Annotated in this window: 18 protein-coding genes; 7 read left to right on the plus strand and 11 right to left on the minus strand. The window is 36.3% G+C overall.

Annotated features, from left to right (window positions below; translation table 11 throughout):
* Positions 1–1,439: filamentous hemagglutinin N-terminal domain-containing protein (locus H3R33_RS03840; protein WP_198198878.1), on the minus strand; the 1,439-nt coding region annotated here is incomplete at its 3' end.
* Positions 1,440–1,753: 314 nt separating this feature from the next.
* Between H3R33_RS03840 and H3R33_RS03845 the strand changes: the two genes are divergently transcribed.
* The 3 genes from H3R33_RS03845 (at position 1,754) to surE (ending at position 4,987) form a co-directional block, all read left to right on the plus strand.
* The gene (locus tag H3R33_RS03845; protein ID WP_110438987.1) at positions 1,754–2,371 is read left to right on the plus strand and encodes an invasion associated locus B family protein; all 618 of its coding nucleotides are present in this window, start codon (positions 1,754–1,756) and stop codon (positions 2,369–2,371) included.
* A 21-nt stretch (positions 2,372–2,392) separates the two neighbouring features.
* Positions 2,393–4,120, plus strand: coding sequence for a ShlB/FhaC/HecB family hemolysin secretion/activation protein (locus tag H3R33_RS03850; protein ID WP_198184971.1), 1,728 nt, complete (start codon positions 2,393–2,395; stop codon positions 4,118–4,120).
* Positions 4,121–4,222: 102 nt separating this feature from the next.
* Positions 4,223–4,987, plus strand: a complete 765-nt coding sequence (gene surE, locus H3R33_RS03855; RefSeq protein WP_155569203.1) for a 5'/3'-nucleotidase SurE — start codon at positions 4,223–4,225, stop codon at positions 4,985–4,987.
* A gap of 44 nt (positions 4,988–5,031) precedes the next feature.
* Here surE and H3R33_RS03860 read toward each other — a convergent pair whose 3' ends face one another.
* Positions 5,032–5,493: an MlaD family protein gene (locus H3R33_RS03860; protein ID WP_198184970.1), complete on the minus strand. Its 462-nt coding sequence runs from the start codon at positions 5,491–5,493 to the stop codon at positions 5,032–5,034.
* Between the two features lie 237 nt (positions 5,494–5,730).
* Between H3R33_RS03860 and H3R33_RS03865 the strand changes: the two genes are divergently transcribed.
* Both H3R33_RS03865 and H3R33_RS03870 read left to right on the plus strand, forming a co-directional pair.
* Positions 5,731–6,573 (plus strand): undecaprenyl-diphosphate phosphatase, encoded by an 843-nt coding sequence (locus H3R33_RS03865; protein ID WP_155566763.1) that lies wholly within the window; start codon positions 5,731–5,733, stop codon positions 6,571–6,573.
* 89 nt (positions 6,574–6,662) lie between these two features.
* Positions 6,663–8,072, plus strand: a complete 1,410-nt coding sequence (locus H3R33_RS03870) for a sugar porter family MFS transporter (protein WP_198184969.1) — start codon at positions 6,663–6,665, stop codon at positions 8,070–8,072.
* 48 nt (positions 8,073–8,120) lie between these two features.
* On the opposite strand, the gene H3R33_RS03875 is transcribed toward H3R33_RS03870, so the two are convergent.
* The 3 genes from H3R33_RS03875 to glmU form a co-directional block, all read right to left on the minus strand.
* Positions 8,121–9,404 (minus strand): aromatic amino acid transport family protein, encoded by a 1,284-nt coding sequence (locus H3R33_RS03875; protein ID WP_198184968.1) that lies wholly within the window; start codon positions 9,402–9,404, stop codon positions 8,121–8,123.
* 236 nt (positions 9,405–9,640) lie between these two features.
* Positions 9,641–11,464, minus strand: coding sequence for a glutamine--fructose-6-phosphate transaminase (isomerizing) (gene glmS, locus H3R33_RS03880; protein WP_155568060.1), 1,824 nt, complete (start codon positions 11,462–11,464; stop codon positions 9,641–9,643).
* Positions 11,465–11,480: 16 nt separating this feature from the next.
* Positions 11,481–12,800 (minus strand): bifunctional UDP-N-acetylglucosamine diphosphorylase/glucosamine-1-phosphate N-acetyltransferase GlmU, encoded by a 1,320-nt coding sequence (gene glmU, locus H3R33_RS03885; protein ID WP_198184967.1) that lies wholly within the window; start codon positions 12,798–12,800, stop codon positions 11,481–11,483.
* Positions 12,801–12,889: 89 nt separating this feature from the next.
* Here glmU and H3R33_RS03890 point away from each other — a divergent pair, with 89 nt between their 5' ends.
* On the plus strand, positions 12,890–13,576 hold the full coding sequence (locus tag H3R33_RS03890) for an HAD family hydrolase (RefSeq protein ID WP_198184966.1): 687 nt from the start codon (positions 12,890–12,892) through the stop codon (positions 13,574–13,576).
* On the opposite strand, the gene H3R33_RS03895 is transcribed toward H3R33_RS03890, so the two are convergent.
* From H3R33_RS03895 to glyA, 6 genes are all read right to left on the minus strand, one after another.
* Positions 13,577–14,383, minus strand: coding sequence for a DUF3108 domain-containing protein (locus tag H3R33_RS03895; RefSeq protein ID WP_198184965.1), 807 nt, complete (start codon positions 14,381–14,383; stop codon positions 13,577–13,579).
* 91 nt (positions 14,384–14,474) lie between these two features.
* Positions 14,475–15,689 carry an NO-inducible flavohemoprotein gene (gene hmpA, locus H3R33_RS03900; protein WP_122123529.1) on the minus strand — a complete coding sequence of 405 codons (1,215 nt, stop codon included), beginning with the start codon at positions 15,687–15,689 and terminating at the stop codon, positions 14,475–14,477.
* 153 nt (positions 15,690–15,842) lie between these two features.
* Complete coding sequence (locus tag H3R33_RS03905) at positions 15,843–16,769, minus strand: mitochondrial fission ELM1 family protein (RefSeq protein ID WP_198184964.1); 927 nt, start codon at positions 16,767–16,769, stop codon at positions 15,843–15,845.
* Entirely contained in the window at positions 16,766–17,881 is a 1,116-nt protein-coding gene (locus H3R33_RS03910) for a glycosyltransferase family 4 protein (protein ID WP_198184963.1), read from the minus strand. Before H3R33_RS03910 ends, H3R33_RS03905 begins: the two co-directional genes overlap by 4 nt.
* Positions 17,874–19,112, minus strand: a complete 1,239-nt coding sequence (locus H3R33_RS03915) for a glycosyltransferase family 4 protein (protein ID WP_198184962.1) — start codon at positions 19,110–19,112, stop codon at positions 17,874–17,876. The genes H3R33_RS03910 and H3R33_RS03915 overlap by 8 nt, the downstream gene beginning before the upstream one ends.
* Positions 19,113–19,126: 14 nt before the next feature.
* Positions 19,127–20,419, minus strand: coding sequence for a serine hydroxymethyltransferase (gene glyA / locus H3R33_RS03920; protein WP_198184961.1), 1,293 nt, complete (start codon positions 20,417–20,419; stop codon positions 19,127–19,129).
* 182 nt (positions 20,420–20,601) lie between these two features.
* On the opposite strand from glyA, the gene H3R33_RS03925 reads away from it, so the two are divergent.
* Positions 20,602–22,053: an APC family permease gene (locus tag H3R33_RS03925; protein ID WP_198184960.1), complete on the plus strand. Its 1,452-nt coding sequence runs from the start codon at positions 20,602–20,604 to the stop codon at positions 22,051–22,053.
* Positions 22,054–22,064: the final 11 nt, after the last annotated feature.

Genomic DNA, 22,064 nt, shown 5'->3' on the forward strand with positions numbered 1-22,064 from the left:
AGGCCGGACTGGTTATTGATATCCCCGCCACGAACCGTTACATCCCCTTTGTTCAGAGAGCCAATCTGGCCTGAACTGTTGTCAAAACGACCAGCCGTAGAAAGATTTACCATATTGTTGGAAACAAGGGTGCCATGATTAGTTACATTCCCCTGAAAAATTCCCTGTAAAGATCCATTCACAGCATTCATTTGCCCATTATTCACTACATCATGGCCGGACAGGAAAAGATTTTGTTGGGAGTTAATCATACCTGATTGGGTATTATTGATGTTTTGCGCAGTCAATTGTAATTCTGCCTGACTTAGAATCGATCCGGAATTTGTTAGATTATCTCGGATTGAAAGTTGATTCCTATCATTTCCATTGGCAATAATCTTTCCAGAATTTGTCAAGGAATTCGCCTGCAAAGAGAGCTGTTTGTCAGCCCCTATCGTCCCTGTATTTTCAACAATATCAATTTTGGCATGTAAATTGTTGCGGGCTGACATTTCACCATTAATAAGCAATTTTCCATCAGCAGTCAGCTGCATGTCGCCAGCCGTAGATGCCATACGGCCATCTACACGGACTCCGGCTCCCTTTTCGTTAACCATCATTTGAATATGATTGCCCGTCATCCCGCCCAACACAGATGTATCAATAGCAAATTCTGGTCTTTGACTGTTATCTGGTTCTTGCGCCGTTGCAGTTCCATTTACATAATCATAAATGTTGCGTCCTGCGGTGATTTTAATATCCTGACCATTTACAGGTCCTTCAATCCTAACTTTACGGCTGATAATATCCAAAACGGGAACTTCGGCAAAATTCCCGCCTTTTCCTTCAAATGCCACTTCTCCATCATTTATATTGATAGACTGCAGGTGGCCTTCCTGATCAAACTGGGTCTTACCTGTTGCAAGAGAGGTTCTTGTCGTATTGACAAATCCACATCCCGCACAAGTGATTCCACTGGGATTGGCAATAACCAGGGCAGCCTGTTTACCAGCGATTTCAGTATATCCAAGCAATCTGGTTGGAGAACGGCCAGTCACTTCATTAATAATCAAATTAGCGTTATGATTATCATTCAGGTTGGGATTGCCCGTGATTTGTCCAGCCAGTTTTGTCTTGGTTATTGTGGAGGAATTATTTAAAATCTGACCCGATTCATTAACGTTATACTGGTTGAAAAGATTATGTGAAACACCAGCATTATTGGGATGTGCAATATTGATCTGATCAATTCCATTATTCGTTACATCAATAGATGGCCGTTTATTTACCGGGGCTGTTGGATCAACCACTATATTAGAAGCGGGCCTGGGCCCGGCATAAATCGGAAAGGTTGAAAAAAGGTTCCCTCCCAAGAATAATCCCGTCACAATCGTGTATTTTAGACGTTTTATTAGCAAAATCCGAGAAATATAAAAGGGATTATATTTAGTTTTAAACATAGGGTACCTAATAGGAATACTAAAATAAATATTTAAAAATAAATTCTAAGAATTAATCAAAGCTTGATATGATATATATAATTTAGATCGAAGCAACAATAATTTTTTATTTAAAATTATTAAAAATGTATTTTAAAAAGAATAATTTTATATATAATCGAAAACCGTTGATAAGTTTTAGTATTATTATAATTTTATAACCATGAAAATTTTATTTTTTTAATATAACACAGTGTTTATTATTTTTTATTTAAACCAATTTTCCATAAGTAATTGTGGGAATAGCGGTCAATATTTTAAGGTTAGGGTTTTTTATGAAAAAATTGCTTTTATTAAGCGCTCTTACAATCGCTTTGTTAAATTCCACTCATGGATTCGCTGCAGAAAAAACAAGTAAACAAGCATCTGATAGTAAAAATAGTTCTGCAATTTCCCCCATTACCGTAAATCAAAGAATAGGCAGCTGGGATATTCATTGTGCCTATCCAAACGCCACGGAACAGAACAATAAAACCGTGTCCCAGGGATGTATCGCTCAACAAAACCTATTAACCAAAGGGCCCAACAACAGCCAAAGCCCTATCGCCTCTCTTTTGTTGGAAAAAGTTAAGCAAAGTAACGATTTGTCAAAACCTGTACCCTTTCAATTTACAGTGGTTGTTCCCCTTGGATTCTCTTTACAAAGTCCAGCCAATTTAACTTTCGATCGTGCAAAACCTGTCGAATTGCCTTGGGCTGCCTGTACGACAAACGGATGTATCGCAACCAAAGCTATTGATAATGACCTTCAACAGCTATTGACCAAAAACAAACTTGCCCATCTGGTCATTCATCGCGTCAACGGAACAACATTAACCATTAATTTTAATATTGATAATGTTCCTTCCATTCTTAAAACAATGGATGAGATGGTTAACAAGAAAAATCCGTAATTCCGTCCAGATACAAGATAAATGAATTTTAAGACTGTATATCTACGATTATTCTTAATCGTCGTTCCCTGTACTTTTTTTATAAACATACAGGGATTTGCACAAAATCTTAATCAATATCAACAATATCTGCAACATAAAGAACGACAACATTTAATGGAGACCCTACCTCCACCCTCCAGTAATGTACAGGTAAACCAGGATCAGGCCCCTGCATTGCATGGTAAGGCATGTGTGCATATCAATTCCATCATCGTCGTTAATACACAAAACCTCTCACAACTGCCAGTCAAACATATCACCAGACCATGGCAAAACAAATGCATGTCACTTGATGATATGAATACTGTCCTAAACAAGCTCAACAAGGCCTATATTGATCATGGATTTGTAACAACTCGGGCCTATCTGCCTCAACAAGATCTCAAGTCAGGTCAATTGCATATTGTTGTGGTAGATGGAAAAATTTCAGACTTCCAATTCGAGGGAGTGTCTGCAAAAAACCATGAAACCATGGCTTTTCCATGGGTTAAGGGCGGAATTCTAAACCTGCGGGATCTGGAACAGGGAATGGATCAGATGAACCGTCTGCCTGACTGGGCTGCCACAATGAAAATTGCACCTGGGCAAAAACCGGGCACATCAGTGGTTAAAATCAATGCCCATGATCCTGGCATTCTTCATGGTCAGCTGACAGTTGACAATAATGGACAAAGCTATTCGGGAAGAACTATCGGACGAACCATGGTTACTGCCGAAGACCTTTTCGGATTATTGGATATGTGGACTGTAGAATATGATCATTCACTCAATTCACGTCAGGGAGATGGACACAATTCCTTTTTTACCGCTGAAGGCTCAATCCCTCTGGGACCATGGACATTCTTCGGAGGATGGTATCGCTATGACGATTTCTATCGTCTACATTTCAACTGGCCAGGACAAGGACGATACGATACGACCCAAAAAGATTTCCATATCGGTGCCTCGAGAGTTGTCGCTCGTAATTCCATCGGTGTTACAACATTACAAGCTACCTATGAGCTGAAATCCTTTGACAGTTATCTCAATCATTCCAAAATGAACACGCAAAGTGCAAAACTCTCATTCCTGAATCTTAATGCTAGTGAGTCAATGCATCTTTGGGGTGGAACATGGTATGTCAGTGTCGGAATGAAAATCGGTTTGGGGGGGGCAATGGGAGGAAAGTCTTGGATCGATAACTCAGGTCGATATAATCCCCATACGCAATATGTAAAGCCAAGTTTGGATATCGATGGATATCAACCTATCGTTGATAATTTTATGTGGCATACTTCCATCCACGGGGAATATAGCACTAAAAACCAATATGCGAATGAGCAAATGCAAATTGGCGGACCCTATACGGTCAGAGGTTTTATGCAACAAACCATGATCGGAAATGCAGGAATTTACATGCGTAATGACCTCTCATGGTTCATTCCCACAAAAAATATGGATTGTGGCGGATATCAATTCTTCTGCAACGCCCTGATAAAAAATACCGAACTCTACGGTATTCTCGATGTCGGAATGACACGGGGTGTATTTACATACAGCGATATGCCAAAAACAGAAAAAGGAGGCAACCTTGCCGGTGCAGGTTTCGGTATTCGCAAATCCTCAGGCAATATATTCTGGAACGCCTCCCTTACACACGCACTCACAACGGCGGGTCTTCCTCCAGAAGGATGGGTTGCACTTTTCAATGTCGGTGTCAGACTGTAATTTGATCTATTCATTTTATGGGTATGGTTTTTACCCATAAAATAATTTACCCTTTACCGTTAATATTTCATTCAAATTGAATAGATAATAATCGGATTAAAAATGAATTTTCAACTATTAAATAATGTTCTTTTAACAAATGATGATGGCATTGATGCACCTGGCTTAAAAATTCTGGAAAACATAGCATCGAAAATTGCCAAGACAATCTGGGTTATTGCTCCAGAACGGGATCAAAGCGGGACTGCTCAATCTATAAGTATTCATCACCCTTTACGCATAATGGAAAAATCAAATAATCATTTTGCAATATCCGGTACACCGGGTGATTGTGTTGTAATGGGGATTCAAGAAATTTTACCCCAACGTCCTGATCTGGTTTTATCTGGCGTGAATCGGGGAAGCAATCTTGGTATTGAAACCATATTTTCAGGTACTGTTGGCGCAGCAATGACAGGTGCCTTATTGGGAATACCTTCAATTGCTCTTAGTCAGAATTTCAGAGATGGGTATCCTGTTCAATGGAATACAGCGGAGTATTTCGGTGCAAAAATTATAGAACAAATTTTAGAACATAAAAAGAATTTAAAAAATGGGTGTATCAACATCAATTTTCCCGATTGCCAATATGATGAAGTGAATACAATAGAATACACGACACAAGGATTGGGATATATTGAGAATATTGTTCCAGTTAAAAGAAAAGATTTACGACAAAACGAATATTTCTGGCTTAATTTTGACAGACCAATCAAGGAAGATAAAATAGGAACGGAAACACAAGCCATCAATAATAAATCAATTTCAATCACTCCTCTGACATATGAAAGAACAGATTTTGATTTATTGAATCAACTCAAGAAATAAATTCAAAATTCGTCGCATTGCAAGTAATAATATTCAATTCATTATTATTGTGATGCGACACTCATACTTCCGAAAATATAATTACTGATTTGCTGTTCCAGACTAACATAAGGCATTGTATTACTGATTTTATTTCCAGCCTTGATAAAATCTCTGTTTTTTCCTGGTTTAATGATTATAACGCCATCATCCGTCATACTAGTTGATGAAATGACAAACTGACTATCAGTGGGCAAATGAATATTTTTGTTAATATCCATTTTAACTTCGGACATGAATGTCTTTTTATTAAGATTGATGGATTTTATAACCCCAACTGGAATACCCGATAAAATAACCTTTCCACCAGGGTTAACCGTATTGGAAGAAAAAAATTGAGCTTCAATAGTATATCGATCCTCTCCGGTTCCAAATAATATAAATCTAGAATATGCATAAAATCCGATAGCAATTATCAAAACAAAAGTGCTAGCCATATATGCACTAACATTTCTTTGTTTAATCATTAACATCTACCCTTTATCATTCCAACCTAACATCAATAAATAATATAATTTTAAAAAATAAAATAAAACGTCAAAATACACTATTAATTTTCAATGTTTGAAATTGTCATGATCCCTTAAATCTCTGAATTATTATTTTCTAATAATACGTATTGATCAATAACTATATGATTTAATTTTTTAAAATGCCTGATAAAATATATTAAACGATTTATAATATCGAAAAAAGGTTACTTCATGTCTTTTCTTCAGGCCATTTTTATTGCCATTCTACAAGGTGCAACGGAACTTTTTCCTGTCAGCAGCCTTGGTCATGCCGTTTTAGTTCCCGCTCTGCTAGGATGGCAAATTCACGCTCAAGATCCAACGTTTTTGCCATTTATGGTGATGCTTCATTTCGGCACCGCTTTTGCTCTTCTAATATTTTTCTGGAAAGATTGGAGTGCCCTTTTCAAGGGTGCATTAGGTAAGGATGGAAAAGAAATACAACGTCAAAGTTTTTATATTTTTTCTCTTCTTATTGTTGCCACCTTACCCGCAATATTCATCGGTGCCTTTTTTGAAAAATTGATCAGAAACCTTTTTTCGACACCCGATATAGTGTCAATTTTCTTGGTATGTAACGGAATAATGCTTTTTATAGTTGATAAACTCAGAAAAAATATATCGGTAGACAAAACGATTGCAATAGCTGACTTAAAAGTAAAAGATGCTTTATTTATTGGATTATTTCAATGTCTGGCTTTCTTTCCAGGTATATCACGTTCGGGGTCAACCATTGTGTCTGGATTGCTTCGAAATTTATCTCATGAAAATTCTGCAAGATTTTCCTTTCTAATGGCTCTTCCGGTAATTTTGGCGGCTTCTGCTCATCAAAGCTGGAAAATCTACAAACAGCAAATTCCTTTTGACAATATTTTACATATGGGTATTGCGACAATCATCGGATGTATTACAGCACTTCTAAGTACAGCATTTCTTATGAAATATTTCAAAAATAATGAGAAATGGGCTCTAACACCATTTGGATATTATTGTTGTGCATTAGGTATAATAGGTTTTGTTGTATTGATGTATTAAATAAATCACATTCACATTTATGTGAATTGTGATGATTGTCAAACAAGTTTTTAAATAAAAAGGAACAAATAAATTTTTCGGGAGGAAAAATGAAACCCTCGGATCTTTCCTTAAAAAAAAACAAAACGAATTTTTTTTCTCCTAACAACCTTTTTATAATTGATCTATTTGCTTCATTGGCTGGACTTTTATTTGGCCTAGATATTGGTGTTATGGCTGGCGCAAATGATTTTATTAAAATTGAATTTTCAGCAAATGACCATGATATTGAAAAAATAGTTAGTATCATGATGTTTGGAGCCGCTTTTGGTGCTTTAATATGCGGTTGGGCCTCAGCCAAATTTGGACGAAATCGCTGTTTGATCGTAAGTGCAACCTTTTTTATCGCCGCTTCGATAGGTTGTTCCTTGTCCAACAGTGTTTCTGACCTCATCATGTGGCGATTTGTTCTAGGATTTGCAATCGGTATCGCCAGTATGACTGCCCCATTGTATCTGGCTGAAATTGCACCGGAAGAAAAAAGGGGTGCAATGATATCAACCTATCAATTAATGATTACAGTAGGAATATTCATGGCATTCATTTCCGACACTATATTCGGATATTATGGAGCATGGCGATGGATGCTGGGAATTTTGGCCGTTCCCGCAACCATATTTTTACTGGGTCTTCTAATCTTACCAAATAGCCCACGATGGTTATTAATGCATCGTCGAAGAAAAGAAGCCTATAATGTTTTATCCTCTATTAGAAATAACGATAATACCCTAATAAAGAGAGAAATTAAAAATATTGAAATGCAACTGGAAAATTCCCAAAAAGGATTTTATTTATTTCTCTATAACTCAAATTTCAAACGTTCTGTTCTATTGGGTATTTGTTTACAGATTATACAGCAATTTACAGGCATGAACGTTATTATGTATTATGCCCCTCGCATATTTGCCAATATGGGATATCACGGTCATGCACGGTTATGGTTTACAGCCTTAGTTGGTCTGGTAAATGTTTTCGCAACCTTTCTTGCCATCGGAATATGTGATAAATCGGGTCGAAAACCAATATTGTATATCGGTTTTACGATGATGGCGATTGGATTAGGGTCTGTCAGTTTTCTTTTAGATAATAATATCCAAACAAATTCTTATCTTCAATATTGCTGTGTTACAATGCTATTAATGTTTATTATCGGTTTTGCCATGTCTGCAGGGCCTTTAATCTGGACGATATGTTCCGAAATACAACCTTTGCAAGGACGTGATTTTGGTATTGCTGTTTCAACAGTGGTAAATTGGTTGGCAAATTTTTGGGTGGGATTCACTTTCTTGACATTGATCAATACATTCGGTGCTTCACATACCATTTTGTTATATGCCTGCCTAAATCTGATATTTATCGTTTTCATTTTCGCATTTGTACCTGAAACGTCAAATATTAGTCTGGAGCAAATCGAAGAAAATTTAATGGAAGGTCAACCCTTAAGAAAAATTGGCAGATAGATTTTTTATAATCAGCATTTTATAATAGATCGCTTTGATGAAATCCGTTCAAATAAAAAATTGGTAAATAACGGCTGATATAGCTATACATCCCATTATGGTTATAAAAATATTGCTTGATTTTCCTTTAAATTTTGCCAATTCAGGTAATTTGTGAATGGCAACCATAGGAAGAATAAATAAAATAACAGCAAGAACTGGTCCACCAATGGATTCAATCATACCTAAAATACTGGGATTATTGCTTGAAACAAACCATGTAACTACATATACAAAAAATAACGCACATCGATCCAAAGTTTTACGGGAAATGTTTTTCCCAAAAAAATGATATAATGATTTTTCCAAAACCCCATTAAATCCTTCCTTCGCCCCAAGATAATGGCCAAGAAAGGATTTACAAATTGCTACAAAAGCAACGATTGGCGCTATAAATTTTAAAAATGGGGTATGGAAGTGGTTAGCCAAATAGGAAAGAATGGTGATATTTGCCTTTTTCGCTTCAATTAAATTGGCTGGGCTCAGACATAAAGCACAACTAAATACAAAAAATAATACTGTAACTACCATCATCAAATTACTGTATTTAATAATCTGTGAACATTTTGGTTCAACCCATCTACCATACTCTTTGCTTTTGGTAACAGCTAGGGAAGAAATAATCGGTGAGTGATTAAATGCAAAAACCGCAACAGGTATCGTCAGCCATAATGTTAGAAACATTCCATTACCTCCCTCCCGTGATGCTCCAGATAAACTTATATCCCTGAAAAGATTCAGGTTCCAATGCGGAATAAGAAATAAAGAAATCAATATTAAAATTGCAACAAATGGATAGACCAGGGTCGACATTATTTTGACTATAAGATTTTCACCACACTGAACGATCATTATCAAAAAACTGATTAAAAAAAACGAAGTCAACGCTCTGGGCGGTGGTGTCAATCCAAGTTGATGTTGCATGAAACTTTGAACAGTATTAACAAGACTTACACCATAAACCAATAAAATAGGAAATATTGCAAAAAAATAAAATAATGTGATTAAATACCCAATTTTTTTTCCAAATTTTTCTTCAACGACAACGGTAATATCACCATAATCATTTTCGGATCCCGACAATACGAACCTACATAAAGCCTGATGTGCATAAAATGTCATTGGAAAGGCAAGAATAGTCAATAAAAGTAAAGGAATTAATCCACCAGCCGCAGCGTTAATCGGTAAAAAAAGTACTCCTGCACCGATCGCCGTTCCATAAAGACTCAACATCCAAATTGTATCACTTGAACGCCATTTGGGCATTTTATCTAAAATTTGATTATTTTTCATTAAAGCTTTACTTTTTTATGATTGAGTATGATTAACGCTTTATAAATCGGATAAAAAAAAATTTCAAAATTATTATTTAACTCTCCCTCGCAGGAAAATTGGAAAATATGAAAAATATATCAGTTACGATTACGCAGTGATTTTGTATCGAAATATGTATTTTATATGCTCCCAAAATAAATGATATTTAATAATTTTAGGAACATATAACTCAATCTATCTGTTATTGATCTTAATTATTCAACAGTTACGGATTTTGCAAGATTTCTGGGTTGATCAACATCCGTGCCTTTTAAAATGGCAGCTTCATAAGCAAGCATCTGAACGGGTACCGTATAAAGGATTGGCGCTACAAAAGCATGAACTGTAGGCAAAACAATGATCTGTTCTGCAATGGTTGACAATGCCTCTGCACCCTTTGCATCAGTGAAAGCAATAATATGTCCACCCCTTGCTTTTGCTTCCTGTAAATTTGAAAGTGTTTTTTCAAATAAAAAACCGGAAGGCACAACCGCAATGACTGGAACCGTTTGATCAATCAGGGCAATCGGGCCATGTTTCATTTCACCTGCGGCATAGGCATCAGCATGAATATACGAGATTTCTTTCAGTTTTAATGCTCCCTCCATTGCAACAGGATACATTATCCCTCTTCCCAGATAAATCACACTTTGAGCATTGGCAATTTTATGGGCAATTTCCTGAATTTTATCTTTCATTTGCAAAACTTCAGCAACACGACTGGGGAGATCCATCAATGCAGTCAAACATACTTTTTTATTTTCAGGGGTAATCTTATTTTTCTCACGAGCGATAACAAGGGTAAGACATGATAATACTGTCAATTGGGCTGTAAACGCTTTTGTAGAGGCGACAGCAATTTCCACACCAGCATCCGTACCGAGAACAACATCACTTTCTCTGGCTATAGTACTGAATTCATTATTTAAAATAGAAACTATTTTTTGATGTTCATTTTTTAAATTTCTCAAGGCTGCCAAGGTATCGGCCGTTTCTCCTGATTGCGATATGACCAATCCCATCCCTTGACTTTCAACAGGAGGATTGCGATAGCGCATTTCACTTGCAACATCTATATCAATGGGCAATCTGGCATATTCCTCCAACCAATAACGTCCAATAAGACCAGCATAAAATGCTGATCCACATGCCGTAATTATACCCCTTTTCAACGTTGATAAATCGAATGGCATATGAGGCAATATTATTTTATGGGATGATGGATCGACAAACCGCCTTAAAGTCTGCCCTATGACAATTGGATGCTCATGAAGTTCTTTCTCCATATAATGACGGTAACCATTTTTACCGACAACCCCTGACATCAACGCCGTTTTTTGAATTGGACATTCAACTTTTCCACCTTCCATATCAAAAAATTCAGCACCTTCTCGTGTCAAAACAGTCCATACGCCATCCGGCATATAGGCAACTTTTGTGGTAAGAGGTGCGATTGCCAGACTGTCAGACCCCACAAACATTTCATGATCACCATATCCGACAACCAGTGGGGCACCATGTCTAGCCCCGATTATAAGATTATCATCACAGGAAAAAATCATCGCAATGGCATAAGCTCCCTCAAGCCTTTTCAAAGCCTTGAAGGCAGCTTCTTGGGGTGCACATCCCTGTTTCAGATAATAATCGACAAGCTGCACAATTGTTTCACTATCCGTTTCACTTTTGAACACTTGTCCTAGCTCTGTCAACTCTTTTCTTAATGCAACATGATTTTCAATAATTCCATTATGAACAACAGCCACACGATCCGTCATGTGAGGATGCGCGTTGTTTTCCGTGGGAGCTCCATGTGTTGCCCATCTTGTATGACCAATGCCCAGATTGCCGCTTATTGGGGAAGACAAAAGTAATTTCGATAAATTATCAAGTTTTCCAGGAGCTCTACGACGATTTAACAGGCCATGATCCAATATTGCAATCCCTGCAGAATCATATCCCCGATATTCAAGACGACGCAAAGCTTCCATAATCAGAGGAGTAACAGATTGGTTCCCTAGTATTCCAACAATCCCACACATAAACTTCCCTTTAATATCAGTTTTTTAAAGTAACCTTGCTATTTTTATTTACCTGCCTGGCCCTACCAAATGCTTTGGCATTATCAGGAACATCATCCGTAATCACGCTTCCTGCCGCAATTAAACTTTTATTACCAATTTCTACAGGAGCAACAAGAATGGCATCAGAACCGACAAATACCTCATCTCCAATAACCGTCTTATGTTTTCTCGACCCATCATAATTACAGGTTATCGTTCCTGCACCAATATTTGTCTTTTTACCAACAATGCTATCACCAAGATAAGAAAGATGATTTGCTTTCACCCCGTCACCTAAAGCTGTAGCTTTCAATTCCACAAAATTACCGACATGCGCATCCTGACCCACCACCGTATCAGGTCTGATACGAGCATATGGGCCAATTATGGCATTTTGTTTAATTTCGCAGCCTTCAAGATGACTGAATGATTTGATTTCAACCCCTGAACGAATGACCACATTTTTGCCAAAAACAATATTGGGATGAAGAATTACATCATTTTCAATCTTGGTATCATAAGACATAAAAACAGTTTCCGGTGAAATCATTGTCACCCCGTTATCCATCGCCTGTTTTCTTAATCTTTTTTGAATTATGGATTCAGCAAAAGCCAATTCAGATTGCGAATTGATCCCTGTAAGTTCCGTTTCTGAAGCCCTTAGAGCCTTTACCACCTTATGTTCCCTAACTGCTAAAGAAACAATATCTATAATATAATATTCTTTTTTTGCATTATGATTTTCAATTTCTTTCAGCCATTTGGAAAAATACAGTGCGTCCGCACATATTACCCCAGAATTGCACAATTTTATTTTTTTTTCTGCGTCAGAGGCATCAAGTGTTTCCACAATCTTTATTACATGACCATTATTTTCAATCACACGTCCATAAGCCTTGGGATCATTACATTCCATAGCTAATAAAACCAAATCAGTTTTTGGTTTTTTTTTCTCATCAATAAGTCGCTGTAATGTATTTTCCCGTATCAGGGGATTGTCAGCATTTAGAACAGTGACAATACCCTTTCCAAAATAGGCCTCTGCCTGCAATGCGGCATGGGCGGTTCCCAATCTGTGCTTCTGGATTACAACCTGATGCGGTTTTACAAGATCGGCAAGAGTCTCCATATGCGGACCGAGAACCACAATAATTCGATCAAAAACCTTTTCAACCTGATTTAATAATAAACGTATCATTGGAAGCCCTGCAATGGGGTGCATTGCCTTTGGTTTTGAAGATTTCATACGGGTTCCCATTCCTGCAGCCAGAATAACTGCAACGGTTTCCGTGGTGGAATTTGATAATTTATGCATTGTTTGTCATGATATTTGTAAAAAATTTATGTCATACTATCAAAATATTTACACTTTTTATATCCCAAATGAGGCTTAAAACAAAAATTATGAATATAAAACCTTATCCCTTGATCGTATTTGATATGGATGGAACCTTAATTGACAGTCTTCCAGATATAGATCGCAGTTGTCAGACTTTGCTGAAATCCTATGGATTACCTCCTATCAGTACACAATCAGTGCGTTCTACATTGGGTGACGGAATTAAGGTGACAGTTGAAAAAATTCTAGATAATGCAGGAAAAGAGGCAAGTTTTATTGACAGAAATGAGGCTATTGAAAGATTTGTCAAGGATTATGTCCCACATGCGGCCGATCTTTCCAAACCCTTTGAAGGGGCGGAAGAAGTTCTAATAAAATTTAAAAAAAATGGTTGGAAAATAGCTTTATGTTCCAATAAAATTACGCAAGCAGCCAAGAATATTTTGGAAAAACTCAATCTGCAATCATATTTTGATTTTATCGCTGGAGGTGATTGTTTTGCAGATAAAAAACCTTATCCGGTTCATCTTTTAGGAATAATCAACTATCTTCAAGTTTTACCAACTAAAACTGTAATGGTAGGTGATCACCTAAATGATATTCTTGTCGCCAGGAACGCACACATTACGGGAAGCATATTTGCCGAATGGGGCTATGGTGATTTGTGTATTGGAAAAGAAGCAACCATGCGTGCACGCTCCATAAAGGATGTACCGATAATTGCTGAGAAAATGATTGATAAAAAACCTTGATCATTTTGTAGCCTGTCTCAGAATTACTATTACATTTCCCATTTTTGGATTGTTAAATTCAAAACGGACAGGTAACATTCCTATATTGTCAATCTCTTTAAACCATAAATATCCAGGTTGGGGTTGTGCTGATAGAGCGCGGTGACGTGAACGTTTGAGACCAGCCGTTTGTTGAGCCACCGCCTTACAAAATAATGCTTCTCCCTTATAGGGGCTTGTCCACGAAGATGGTATAGGCATTGTACCAGCCGCCTTACTTTGAAACGTGAATATACGAGATCCATCAAAAATCTTGAATTGGTCGTTACAGTTTTTATTCGCTCTGACCCGCTGAACCAATTGCAACATTGCACTTAAGATATCTATACTGTTATTCCTTTGACTTTCAGTCACAACATCACGATTGTCTTCAATTGCAGGATCAAGTTTTTCTATTTTTACATTTTGTTTATGGTTAAAATCTATATTAGCAACAAATTTCTTACCTTTGGATTTTCCAGATGATTGGTATTCATTTGGTAACAAATTACTATTATCGATTTCCCCTTGAACTGATGACATCATATCCAGATTTATGAAAAGACTTATAACACCTGCAGAATTAAAATGAGCTTTTGCAAAATAATTGTCCGATGTTAATACGTACGATGCCTTTATAACAATAACATGTAAATTCTTGTTATACACATCAAATATCAAGTTAACCGGTTTAGGAATATTCAAATTATTTTGTGCTTTTACAAGCGAATTATCAAAAAATATCCATGACAAAATACACAATATTAACATTTTATAATATTTTACCATGACTACTCTCTTTCAAAAGATGTCTTTTATGGACAGAGTACAGAATATTCTAAAAAAAGTATATAATTATCATGGTAAAACATTTAATTGATTAAATGCTAAAAACTCCTGTTCCAAAAGCCTCAACATGAATTTTTTCAGGTGGAATACCTTTTTCCTTCAATTTTTTACCCTCATCTTTCATGAATTCAACAGGTCCACAAAGATAATAATCAGCATCTTTATCAAAAATTGACTGATCTATCCTATTGATGTCCATACGCCCTTGATAATCATAATCTATTCCCTGTCTATCTTCACCATCAGGTTTTGAATAAAAAATAAAGCGATTAAAAGTGGGACTTTTTTCAACAATTTCATTTACTTTTTCACGTAAGGCATGTTGTTTACCATTATGTGTTCCGTGAATGAAATGGACAGAACGATTACTTTGTTTTTCATGCAGAAAAGACAGCATGGAATACATGGGAGTAATTCCAACCCCGGCACTCATAAGAATAATCGGATTTTTCCCTTGCTGATTTAGATAGAATTCTCCTGCTGGTGCAGACAGATCTATGATATCTCCAACATCATAACTCTTATGAAGTAGATTGGAAACCTTACCTGCCGGAGTTTTCCCCTTACCATCTTCACGTTTAACTGTAATACGCAACGTATCTTTTCCAGGAGAATCAGATAATGTATATTGACGCGGCTGAATTAAATTCCATTCTGGGACATAAATTCGAACTGAAACATATTGTCCAGGATAAAATTCCGGAAGCTTGCCCCCATCAACCGGTTGTAGATAAAACGACGTGATTTGTTCGCTTTCAGGAATTTTCTTGACTATTTTAAATCCTCTCCAACCTGTCCATGCATGTTCTCTGATCTGTTCTTTGTATATGCCCAATTCAATATCAATTAACAGTTGAGCCAATTGTTGATAGGCAGCTCCCCAAGCTTCGATTAGATCATCGGTAGCGGCTTCACCCAATACCTCACTAATAGATGCCAGAAGATGTTCCCCAACAATAGGATAATGTTCCGCCCGAATATTCAGGCTTACATGTTTATTGGCAATATGAATGAAAGCATTTTCTAGTATGGTTGGATTATCGATGTTTTCTGCATATGCCAGAACAGCCGTAGCAAGTGCATGTTGTTGCTTTCCGGCTTCTTGATGTCCACGGTTAAAAATCTGTTTAAGTTCAGCATTATTATTCAACATCCGTTTATAGAAATAGGAAGTTAGTTCAATGCCATGCTCTCTTAAAACTGGCACTGTATTTTTAACAAGCGTTTTTTGAGCTTCGGTTAGCATTTATAGTGACCCTTAATTTTAATTAAATAATATATTTAAAATACATCTTTAATAAAAATCTTAATAAACCCTGTTACAACTAAGATAAATCATTAAAGATGTATTCAATATACTCTTTTTAAGAAAAAATAAAAGTAAATTATTAATAAAATTTTATAATTTTAATTTTAACTTTGCTTGATTGATGATCTCATCTGTATCATCAATCGAGGTGACACGCCATGTTTCAAGTTTCCCCTCAAACATCCTGATTCGTTTTTCATTAATCATTGAATTGATGAAGGAAGAAATTCTTTTTGATTTACCGGGCAATGGCAAGATCATTACTGGTACAGAAGTGGCAATAGCCTCAGAAACCATTGAAACACTATCAATTGTAACCAATATATAATCAGCACATGCCAGTAATCCTAAATAGGGATTTTCTCCCTCACCATTCCAAATATATACACTAAATGGTGATAATATTTCTTTCAATCTTTTTAAAGCTGAAGGATTCGTTCTTCTTGAAGGAGTCACCGCAAGTGAAATATTGTTTTTAGTAATAACCCTTTTTAATTGATAAGCAATCTGTTCAGCTTCTTTTACACCAAATTTGAATCTGCCATTATTTCCGCCCAGCAAAACACTTACCAATGGTTTTACCGGATCATGAAGAATGGAATTCCAATAATGCAAATTTTCAGACAGCAATGAGGGAGTTATATGATGCAATGCATTACGCGATACAAGAACATTGTCCGCTTTAATATTATCATGTGGATTGGCAATGATAAGATCGAATTTATTTAATGCGATACGCGGATTCTGTATATGTATGGCTATATGATTTTCCTTGCGTAAGTCGGCATTTACAACACCCCCCACACTTCCTACGCTTACAATTACAGAATTATCTTTTGGTTGAAAAGGAAATACCGCTTTCAAAGGATTGGGCCAAAAGGGTGCTGAAATAAATTTCCAGGGAAATCTAGGTTTTAACTGATGAAAACTGTAATCGAATTGTGCCCTTTTAACAAACCCAAGGGCTTGCGTTTTCATTCCAGCAAAATTTTCTGTCAAAATCGAAACTTCTGTCATCGAGTATCTAACTTTAAATGAAAATTGAATTTCTCGTTTATTTGCGAAATTAAATCCTTTGCCATTTTTTTCCATTCATGTGACGTATCCATATGTTCTCTTTTTAACGGAAAAGGCAACTCCAGAATTTTCTCAATATTTTTGGCTATATCTTCAGGATTGGGATTGCATAAAAAAACAAGGTCTTTATGATTGCATTGCTCCATTAATCCTCCTACCCTTGTTATTAAAACGGGTTTTGAAAATGCCAGGGCAATGGCCAAAACACCACTTTGACTGGCCTCCTCATACGGCAAGATTATAGCATCCGCCCATTCAAAAATGGATGCAATTTCATTTTCCGGAACCCATCTATTTTCGACATATACATTTTTTCTACGATTTAACAGTTTTAAAACCTTGCTTTTTGGACCCTGCCCTACTATACGAACTATATAAGACCTATCCGATTTGACTAGTTTTAAAGCGTCATTTAACAGATCAAACCCTTTATAAGGCAAAAGACGACCAAAATTCAAAAGATGTATTTCATTTTTGTTTTTTGAAACAGAAATATTTTCATAATCATATTTTAAAGGGGGATGCCATACCCTTATAAATTTTGATTTTGATAAAAAATTCCTTTTATTTAATTGATTGTATACGTATTGAGTAAAAGTTACGATCAAATCTGAATTTTTAATCAACTGTCTTTGCAAAAAATGTTGAAAAAGATATCCATCCCCCGGATGAGGATAAGCATCGTGAATAATTACAACACATGGGATTTTCAATATTTTCAAGGCCGAAATCATAATCATATCTAATAATCCCGGCATTGTGCATATGGCCAAGTCTACCTTATTTTTTTTAAGATGATATATCAAATACAATATCCAATAAGGAGACTCTATCCATCGTATTAAATATCCCAATATTGATGAATATGTTTTAAACTTTATACCAATTTGACATTCCGGATTATAATCAATAATTTCAGCCCGATCGGATAAGGATAGTAGAATGTTTAAATTTTTAATAGATCTTAAAGCATTTGACAATTCAACAGCAATTTTTGGTCCCGCTCCCTTTCTACCCCATTGCCATACTAAAATATTAAATGATTTATCCATTATTTCTTACCAAATAATTATTAAATCTTTTTTTTAAAAATTTTGAATTAAATATCGTTTTAATTTTATTTTTAGATAAAACACCTAAATTATTACGATAGTTTTCATTGTAAAACAATTCATTAATTTTTTTAGCGGCATATTCAATATCAGGTTCAGCCCACAAGGCATTCGGCAATTCATATACTTTTCGTGGGTCTTTTACAGGTATCAGTTTGTAATTAACAGGAACACCACAGTTTTCATCAATATACTCACTAGTTGCAGACCAATTAGTGGAAATAACAGCTTTTCCGTATTGCATAGCTTCTGCTGGCACCAACCCAAAACCTTCACTACGATGAAGTGACAAAATAATATCAGAATGAAATATAAGCGCCCTATTTTCCTCTGTTGTCAATAAATTAGTATAAAGAATGATATTTTTTTGTCCATCTATTGCTTTCTTTAATTCATTAAAATCCTGACGAAAATCATTAATATAGGAAACCTTGAGAATAAGGCTAATTTTATCATGAGCTATTGTTTCACACGCTTTTCTAAAAGCCCTGATTGCGGCTATAGGATTTTTTCTAACAAAAGATGAAGAAAGATTAAAAGATGTTAATATATTTAAAGTTGCTTGGGGTAAACCAAGACTTTCACGAGTTAGACCTGACGCAATTGCTACAGGATATGCTGCAATAGGATGAGGAACAACCGTAATCTTTTTTTGATATTTATTAGCCCAATGTTTAACGGCTTTTGCGACAAAACGAGAGGGTACCCATATTTCATGAACAAATCTGAAACCCACCTCCCATTCTTTTGGCAAAATTTCAAGCTCCCATGCCCAATAACCTATTATTTTTCTGTTTTTCAATAAAAAACGAGGTAAATTCAATAATGCAAATGCCAATTGTGGGGCATTGATATGAAAAATCAATGATGCGTATGGATAAACTGATAAAATTCTACGCGCTTCCTTATATTTTGTATAAGAAAAACCATAGGGGTCGATATCGATTTTCTGAACGATAACATTTTCGTTTTTAAGTGCATTATACATTATACGCGCACCTTCACCCAAACCAGAAGCTTTTGAAAACTCACCAATTATTATTACGCTTTGGTCACAAAAGGGTTCTGATGATATAGAAGGTGCTAATATCCCCCCCACTTTGCTTAGATAAAATCTTCGCTGATATGGGGGCAATAAACGCCATAATTTATGAAATGGCTGAATCTGCAATACCCTTGAAATAATTACTTTTTATATATGGGAAAGCGTTTACATAAAGCCATGACTTTATCGCGAACAGCTTTTTCCGCAAAACTGTTATCATTATCTTTGGCATTTGCCAATGGAGTTAGAACTTCATTTATCAAGAGACCAATTTCACGAAATTCTGCTTCACCAAACCCTCTAGTTGTCCCTGCTGGACTACCTAGACGAATACCGGAAGTAATGGCCGGTTTTTCCGGATCAAAAGGAACCGCATTTTTATTTGCGGTTATTCCCGCTCTTTCCAAACTTTCTTCCGCCTGTTTTCCCGTTACTTTCTTGGGACGTAAATCAACAAGTAACAAATGGCTGTCCGTACCATTTGTAACAATATCAAATCCACATTCAATCAAGGTGTCTGCCAATACACGGGCATTGTTTGCAACCGCTTTTTGATAGGTCTTGAATTCCGGATGCATTGCTTCAGCAAAGGCCACCGCTTTTGCAGCGATGACATGCATCAATGGACCACCCTGTAATCCGGGAAATACTGCTGAATTGATTTTTTTAGCCAAATCGGGACTGTTTGTTAAAACAATTCCTCCACGAGGTCCACGTAAAGTTTTATGCGTTGTACTGGTGACAATATCAGCGTAATCCATTGGGTTTGGGAAAAGGCCTGCTGCAACCAATCCGGCAAAATGAGCCATGTCAACCATCAGAAAAGCACCAACTTCATCGGCAATTTTTCTGAAACGGGCGAAATCAATAATTCTGGGATATGCAGATCCACCTGCAATAATCAAACGTGGTTTTTCATTTCTTGCAGTCGCCTCGAGCTCGTCATAATCAATCAAGCCATCCTCTTTTCGAATTCCATAGTGCAATGCATGGAACCATTTTCCAGAAAAATTAGGTGCCGCACCATGGGTTAAATGTCCACCCGCTGCCAAATTCATTCCCAATACTTTTTCACCAGGTTTGACAGTAGCCATAAATGCAGCCAGATTGGCATTCGCACCGGAATGTGGTTGAACATTGGCAAATTGCGCGTTGAAAATTTTCTTGACACGTTCAATTGCAAGAACTTCCACCTTATCAACTTCGCCACATCCGCCATAATAACGACGTCCGGGATATCCTTCAGCATATTTATTCGTCAATACGCTACCCTGAGCCTCTAAAACTGCCTTGGAAACAATATTTTCACTTGCTATTAACTCAATACCGTCCTGTTGACGGGTAAGTTCGCTTTGTAAAGCTGCGTAAACCTCAGGATCTGTTTGAGAAACATCAGATTGAAAAAATTGATGATATAAATTATTTTCGGACATTCATGGATTCCTAGAAAACTACATATTTAAGAGACTCTCTATTAAATATTCAATTTTGTGATTTTCTGCAATTAAATATGTAAGATAATACGCTATTACTGAAAAAATAAATTCCAAAAAAATATGATTTATTTTAAGAACTTTACACGATATTGTGATAAATTTTAAAAAAGGGCTATTCTATGGATCTATCCAAGAGAAAATCACTATTTAGAAAAAAATCCATAGAAAATAACCAGCATGAAAACGGTTTGGCGCGCGTAATCGGCATGCCTAGTCTGATTTTTTTTGGCGTTGGTGGAATTGTTGGAACCGGACTCTTTACAGTTACAGGTATTGCTGCATCAGAACATGCTGGTCCCGCCGTACTTCTTTCTTTCCTAATAGGAGCATTGGCATGTTCATTCATAGGATTATGTTACAGTGAACTTGCTGGAATGATTACAGAATCGGGCAGTTCTTATAGTTATATCTATATCGCTATGGGAGAATTTATAGCCTGGATTGTTGGATGGAATTTGGTGCTTGAATATTCTGTCGGAGCAGCAGCGGTAGCGGTAAGTTGGTCACAATATTTAAAGTCAATTCTGATAAGTTTTCACTTACACCTACCCTATCAATTTTTCGCTTCACCACTAGAGAAAATAAATATAAACGGCCAGAATATTTCTGGGATATTGAACCTTCCATCCACATTTGTCATCATATTTCTGTCTCTTTATCTGATACAAGGGATTAAACAATCCTTTCGAATGAACAATATGATTGTTTTGATCAAGTTGTTTGTTGTATTTGCTGTTATCGCTTTTGGATTTTCCTATGTTGATTTTGACAATTTCAAGCCTTTTATCCCAGAAAATACAGGTCAATTTGGTCATTTTGGCATTTCAGGAATCTTTCAAGCTGCCGGCATGATCTTTTTTGCCTATATAGGTTTTGATAGTGTAGCTTCTACTGCACAGGAAGTTAAAAATCCATCAAGGGATATCCCGAAAGCTATTTTAATAATCATTACAATTACAGCACTCATTTATGTCACGTTTGCCTTTGTTATTGTTGGGCTTGTCAATTTTCATCAATTGCTTGGCAATGGCGCACCTGTGGCAACAGCCATTGATCACACCCCTTATAAATGGTTACAGCCCGTAATCAAATTCAGTATCATCATTGGTTATTTTCCTGTTCTTGTATTACTTCTTGTAGGTCAAACACGTATCTTTTTTACCCTTTCTAAAGACGGTTTGATTCCCAAATTCTTTTCTGTTATTCATCCCGACCATAAAACTCCTCATCTATCACACATGTTTTTTATGGTTTTTATCTGTATTCTATCTGCCTTTATTCCTATTTCAATTTTAAGTGAAATGTGCTCTATAGGTGCATTATCCGCCTTTTTTTTCGTATGTATATCAGTAATGATTTTACGTCGAACCCATAAAGATTTCCCCCGGCGTTTTAAGGTGCCAGGTGGCGATATCATACCGATACTTGGCACTTTGGTTTGTTGTGTGCTGATGTATTCCCTAAGCAATATAACATGGTTAACCATTGGGGGATGGATGTTCATAGGTATAATTATTTATTGGCTTTATGGTCATAAACACAGTAAATTACAACAGAAATTTCATAATTAATTAAGGATTGA

Source organism: Commensalibacter sp. B14384M2 (assembly GCF_016101865.1).
Taxonomy (GTDB): Bacteria; Pseudomonadota; Alphaproteobacteria; order Acetobacterales; family Acetobacteraceae; genus Commensalibacter; species Commensalibacter melissae.

Bases quoted from the DNA above. Each gene is read 5' to 3' on its own strand.
- H3R33_RS03845 (WP_110438987.1), top strand. From the start codon at position 1,754: ATGAAAAAATTGCTTTTATTAAGCGCTCTTACAATCGCTTTGTTAAAT.
- H3R33_RS03850 (WP_198184971.1), top strand. From the start codon at position 2,393: ATGAATTTTAAGACTGTATATCTACGATTATTCTTAATCGTCGTTCCC.
- surE (WP_155569203.1), top strand. From the start codon at position 4,223: ATGAATTTTCAACTATTAAATAATGTTCTTTTAACAAATGATGATGGC.
- H3R33_RS03860 (WP_198184970.1), bottom strand. From the start codon at position 5,493: ATGATTAAACAAAGAAATGTTAGTGCATATATGGCTAGCACTTTTGTT.
- H3R33_RS03865 (WP_155566763.1), top strand. From the start codon at position 5,731: ATGTCTTTTCTTCAGGCCATTTTTATTGCCATTCTACAAGGTGCAACG.
- H3R33_RS03870 (WP_198184969.1), top strand. From the start codon at position 6,663: ATGAAACCCTCGGATCTTTCCTTAAAAAAAAACAAAACGAATTTTTTT.
- H3R33_RS03875 (WP_198184968.1), bottom strand. From the start codon at position 9,404: ATGAAAAATAATCAAATTTTAGATAAAATGCCCAAATGGCGTTCAAGT.
- glmS (WP_155568060.1), bottom strand. From the start codon at position 11,464: ATGTGTGGGATTGTTGGAATACTAGGGAACCAATCTGTTACTCCTCTG.
- glmU (WP_198184967.1), bottom strand. From the start codon at position 12,800: ATGCATAAATTATCAAATTCCACCACGGAAACCGTTGCAGTTATTCTG.
- H3R33_RS03890 (WP_198184966.1), top strand. From the start codon at position 12,890: ATGAATATAAAACCTTATCCCTTGATCGTATTTGATATGGATGGAACC.
- H3R33_RS03895 (WP_198184965.1), bottom strand. From the start codon at position 14,383: ATGGTAAAATATTATAAAATGTTAATATTGTGTATTTTGTCATGGATA.
- hmpA (WP_122123529.1), bottom strand. From the start codon at position 15,689: ATGCTAACCGAAGCTCAAAAAACGCTTGTTAAAAATACAGTGCCAGTT.
- H3R33_RS03905 (WP_198184964.1), bottom strand. From the start codon at position 16,769: ATGACAGAAGTTTCGATTTTGACAGAAAATTTTGCTGGAATGAAAACG.
- H3R33_RS03910 (WP_198184963.1), bottom strand. From the start codon at position 17,881: ATGGATAAATCATTTAATATTTTAGTATGGCAATGGGGTAGAAAGGGA.
- glyA (WP_198184961.1), bottom strand. From the start codon at position 20,419: ATGTCCGAAAATAATTTATATCATCAATTTTTTCAATCTGATGTTTCT.
- H3R33_RS03925 (WP_198184960.1), top strand. From the start codon at position 20,602: ATGGATCTATCCAAGAGAAAATCACTATTTAGAAAAAAATCCATAGAA.